Consider the following 4,222-nt stretch of genomic DNA (forward strand, 5'->3'; position numbering starts at 1 on the left):
CCGCGACCTCGGCCTCGCCCGGACGCGCCGCCTTGCCGACGAGCCGCAGGCGCGGCGCGGGCAGATCCGCCGCCCTGACCGGCAGCCGGCGCGGCAGCACCGGCGGACGCGACTCGTCACGCATGAAGCGCTTCACGATGCGGTCCTCGAGCGAGTGGAAGCTGATCACCGCCAGCCGGCCGCCCGGCCGCAGCCGGGACACGCAGGCGGGCAGCACGCGGCTCAGCTCCTCGAGCTCCTGATTGATGAAAATCCGAAGAGCCTGGAAGGTGCGTGTCGCCGGGTGCTGCCCCGGCTCGCGCGTGCGGACCGCTTTTTCCACGAGCGCGGCAAGTTGTCCAGTGGTTGCGACAGCCCCCCCTGCCCGAGCAGTTGCAATCGCCTTTGCAATCGCATGAGCAAACCGTTCCTCTCCATATTCCCTGATGACCTCCGTGATCTGGCCGACGGACGCCTCCGCCAGCCACTCCGCCACGGTCTGCCCGCGGCTCGTATCCATGCGCATGTCGAGGGGGGCGTCGAAGCGAAAGCTCATCCCGCGCGCAGCGTCGTCCAGCTGGGGCGAAGACACCCCGAGGTCCAGCAGCACACCATCCACCACCTGCACGCCGAGGCGCGCGAGCTCGTCGTCGAGCGCGCTGAACGCCGAATGCACCAGCGTCAGCCGTGCATCGCCCACCGCCTGCCCGGCGGCGATCGCCGCCGGATCACGGTCGAAGGCGATCAGGCGCCCCTGCGGCCCGAGCTGCGCGAGCACCGCCCGGCTGTGGCCGCCACGCCCGAAGGTGGCGTCGACGTAGAGGCCGTCGGCACGGATCGCGAGCGCGTCGACCGCTTCGGAGAGCAGGACGCTGACGTGGGCATGGGCGAGGCTCACAGCGCGAGGCTCTCGAACCCGGGCGGCAGGCCGGTATTGACCAGGTCCAGCATCGCCTGCTGCTGCTTCTCCCAGCGCTCGTCGGACCACAGCTCGAAGTGCGTGCCCTGCCCGACCAGCCAGACCTGCTTCTCGAGCGCGGCGAACTTGCGCAGCGAGGACGCCACCAGCACGCGGCCGGCGGCATCGAGCGTCTCTTCCTGGGCGAAGCCCACGAGCAGGCGCTTGAGCATCGCCGCCTGCGGATCCAGGCTCGGTGCGCGCAGCACGTGGTCGCGGATCGGATTCCAGTCGGGAACGGGATAGACGAGGCAGCAGCCGTGCGGATGGGCGGTCAGCACCACCTGGCCGTTATCGACGGCCAGGGCATCACGATGCCGCGCGGGAATCGCAAGGCGTCCCTTCGCATCGAGATTGAGCGCCACCGCTCCCTGGAACATCGAACCCCCTGACGGCTTCGGGAAAGCATCGGAACGACACTTTTCCCCACTTTTTTCCACTTGAACCCACTTTAGAGGAAAGGCCATGCCCGGTCAAGGTTGCGAAATCGGAATCCCTTTGTTGCACAATGACTTACCGCAGTGCGCCAATACCTGGATAAATCCTGCAAAATCAAGGGAGATGCGCACGGACGTTCGCACGGCACACGAAATCGGGCCACGCAAGCGACGCGGTGGGAAAAAGTGGGAATGCCAGTGCAATCCGGCCGGCTTGCGCGGGCGGATTCGGAACGAATGGGGGGAGATGCTGCTCGATGCCGCGCGCGGAGGCTGCGTGCGCAGGCGAAATCGGGGAAAAAGTGGGAAGTCCGCCGATAAGCCGGGTTCTGTCGAACGCCACCGGCGAACCGGTGACGTCGGGCAGTCATTCCTCTGGGCGCCACGTTGCCGTGGCGCTCTAGCAGCCTACCCGGGAGCGACGCGAGCCACGCCGATGCTCCCCTATTTGGCCTTGCCCCGGATGGGGTTTGCCGTGCCAGTCCTGTCGCCAGTCCTGCGGTGAGCTCTTACCTCACCGTTTCACCCTTGCCTGATCCTTCTTGCGAAGGCCATCGGCGGTCTGTTCTCTGTTGCACTTTCCGTCGCCTCACGACGCCCGGCCGTTAGCCGGCATCCTGCTCTGCGGGGCCCGGACTTTCCTCCACGCACGACAAGGTGCGCAGCGACTGCCTGGCGGACTTCCGGCGCGGATTATACGCGCGCCGGCAGGGCACCGCCCGGCTTATTTGGCGGCGGGCGCCGGGACGAAGGCGGGCTCGCCGTCCTTCAGGGCGAAGCTGCCGAGCAGCACGCCGGGCGGGCGGTCGCCCGGGTTGTCCCAATCCTGCAGGCGGCACTCCTCGGTGCCGGCGAGATACCAGCGCGCGCCCTGGTGGAGCGCCCACAGGCCGTCGCCGGCGGCGTAGACCTTCATCTCGACGAGTGTGGTCGAGCCCGGGTGGATGCGGACGCGCTTCTGGCAGGCGGGCAGGCGCGACACCACCACCGCCTGGCGCAACTCGTCGTCCCAGAAGAACTTCTGCTCGCGCACCAGGATCAGCGCATGCTGGTTGCCTTCGATCATGTAGGCCGTGGCGCTGTTCTCGCAGCCGGCGAGCACGGCGAGCAGGCCGACGGCGGCGAGGCCGCGGCGCAGCGCACGCCCCGCACCGCCTCGGCCGCCGCTCCGGATCGCCGACCCGGGCGCCGCCGAACCCAGGACACCCTTCCCATCCAGGCGCACACCCATGTCAGGCGCCCCCCACCAGCTTCCAGCCCACCTGCTCGCCGGCACGCAGCGGCACCAGCGGATCCTCGCCCAGGTAGGGGTAGCTCGCCGGCACGCTCCAGGGTTCGCGCCGCAGCGTGATGGTGTCGGCGTTCGGCGCCAGGCCGTAGAAGGCCGGCCCGTTGAGGCTGGCGAAGGCCTCCAGGCGATCGAGCGCACCGGCGGCCTCGAAGACCTCGGCGTAGAGCTCGATGGCCGCGTGCGCGGTGTAGCAGCCCGCGCAGCCGCAGGCGTTCTCCTTGGTGCTGCGCGCGTGCGGCGCGGAGTCGGTACCGAGGAAGAAGCGCGCGTTGCCCGAGGTGACCGCCGCGACCAGCGCCTCGCGGTGGCTCTCGCGCTTGAGGACCGGCAGGCAGTAATGGTGCGGGCGGATGCCGCCGGTGAAGATCGCGTTGCGGTTGAGCAGCAGGTGGTGGGCGGTGACCGTGGCGGCGACGTGCGCACCCGCGGCACGCACGAACTGCGCCGCCTCCGCGGTGGTGATGTGCTCGAACACCACCTTGAGTGCGGGGAAGCGCCGCACCAGCGGCGACAGCGTGCGCTCGATGAAGACGCGCTCGCGGTCGAACACATCGACCTCTGGCCCGGTGGCCTCGCCATGCACGCACAGCACCATGCCGAGCCTCTCCATGCGCTCGAGCACCGGGTAGACCTTGTCGATCGCGGTGACGCCGGCGTCGGAGTTCGTGGTCGCACCCGCGGGATAGAGCTTGCAGGCGACCACATGGCCGCTCGCGCTGGCGCGGTCGATCTCGTCCGGCGACAGGTTGTCGGTGAGGTAGAGGCTCATCAGCGGCTCGAACCTCGACCCGCGCGCCGCGGCGAGGATGCGCTCGCGGTAGGCGAGTGCCTGCGCGGCGGTGGTGACCGGCGGCTTCAGGTTGGGCATGATCAGCGCCCGGCCGAAGCGGGCGGCGGTGTGCGGCACCACCGCGTCGAGCGCGGCGTCGTCGCGCACGTGCAGGTGCCAGTCGTCGGGGCGGATCAGGGTAATCGATTGCATCGGGGCGTTCCTCGTGTGACCCGCCGATTATAGGCGCTTCGGCGGTGCACACGGCCGGCGCGGACGTGCATGCGTCACGCCGGCGGCGAATCCGCGCCCTTGCGCTCGAGCGCGAGCGCATACAAGGCCTTGCGCGGCGCCCCGGTGATCTCGGCGGCGAGCCGCGCCGCGCCCTTCACCGGCAGCTCGGAAAGGAGCAGCTCGAGCACCCGCAGCGCGTGCGCATCCACCGCCTCGCCCGCCGGGGCGCCCTCGACCACCAGCACGAACTCGCCGCGCAGGCGATTGGCGTCGGCGGCGAACCAGGCCGCGGTGTGCGCCAGCGGCAGGCGCACGATCTGCTCGTGGAGCTTGGTCATCTCGCGCGCGATCAGCAGCTCGCGCGCACCGCCGAAAGCCTGCTCCATGTCGGCCACGCATTCGGCGATGCGGTGCGGCGCCTCGTAGAACACCAGCGCGGCGCGCTCGTCGGCGAGCTCGCGCAGCGCCGCCGCGCGCGCGCCGGCCTTGGCCGGCAGGAAGCCGACGAAGCGGAAGCCGCCCTCGGCGAAGCCCGACACCGACAAGGCCGCCAC

Annotated in this window: 5 protein-coding genes and 1 other RNA gene; all 6 read right to left on the reverse strand. The window is 70.0% G+C overall.

The genetic code is table 11. The features are described 5' to 3' along the window. On the reverse strand, positions 1–877 hold an 877-nt coding region (gene rsmH / locus C667_RS20780; protein ID WP_004381750.1), incomplete at its 3' end, for a 16S rRNA (cytosine(1402)-N(4))-methyltransferase RsmH. Then, positions 874–1,317 (reverse strand): division/cell wall cluster transcriptional repressor MraZ, encoded by a 444-nt coding sequence (gene mraZ / locus C667_RS20785; protein ID WP_004381752.1) that lies wholly within the window; start codon positions 1,315–1,317, stop codon positions 874–876. The genes mraZ and rsmH, both read right to left, overlap by 4 nt. A 359-nt stretch (positions 1,318–1,676) precedes the next feature. Next, positions 1,677–2,058, reverse strand: an RNA gene (gene rnpB, locus C667_RS24440) — RNase P RNA component class A. Between the two features lie 40 nt (positions 2,059–2,098). After that, positions 2,099–2,605, reverse strand: coding sequence for a hypothetical protein (locus C667_RS20790; protein ID WP_004381754.1), 507 nt, complete (start codon positions 2,603–2,605; stop codon positions 2,099–2,101). A 1-nt stretch (position 2,606) separates the two neighbouring features. Further along, positions 2,607–3,647: a dihydroorotase gene (gene pyrC / locus C667_RS20795; RefSeq protein WP_004381755.1), complete on the reverse strand. Its 1,041-nt coding sequence runs from the start codon at positions 3,645–3,647 to the stop codon at positions 2,607–2,609. 74 nt (positions 3,648–3,721) lie between these two features. Then, a partial coding sequence (locus tag C667_RS20800) for an SAM-dependent methyltransferase (protein ID WP_039922569.1) occupies positions 3,722–4,222 on the reverse strand: 501 nt, incomplete at its 5' end.

Origin of the sequence: Thauera phenylacetica B4P (assembly GCF_000310225.1) — a bacterium.
GTDB classification, from domain to species: Bacteria; Pseudomonadota; Gammaproteobacteria; order Burkholderiales; family Rhodocyclaceae; genus Thauera; species Thauera phenylacetica.

Excerpts from the sequence above, each read along its gene's own strand:
- mraZ (WP_004381752.1), bottom strand. The coding sequence starts at position 1,317 with ATGTTCCAGGGAGCGGTGGCGCTCAATCTCGATGCGAAGGGACGCCTT.
- C667_RS20790 (WP_004381754.1), bottom strand. The coding sequence starts at position 2,605 with ATGGGTGTGCGCCTGGATGGGAAGGGTGTCCTGGGTTCGGCGGCGCCC.
- pyrC (WP_004381755.1), bottom strand. The coding sequence starts at position 3,647 with ATGCAATCGATTACCCTGATCCGCCCCGACGACTGGCACCTGCACGTG.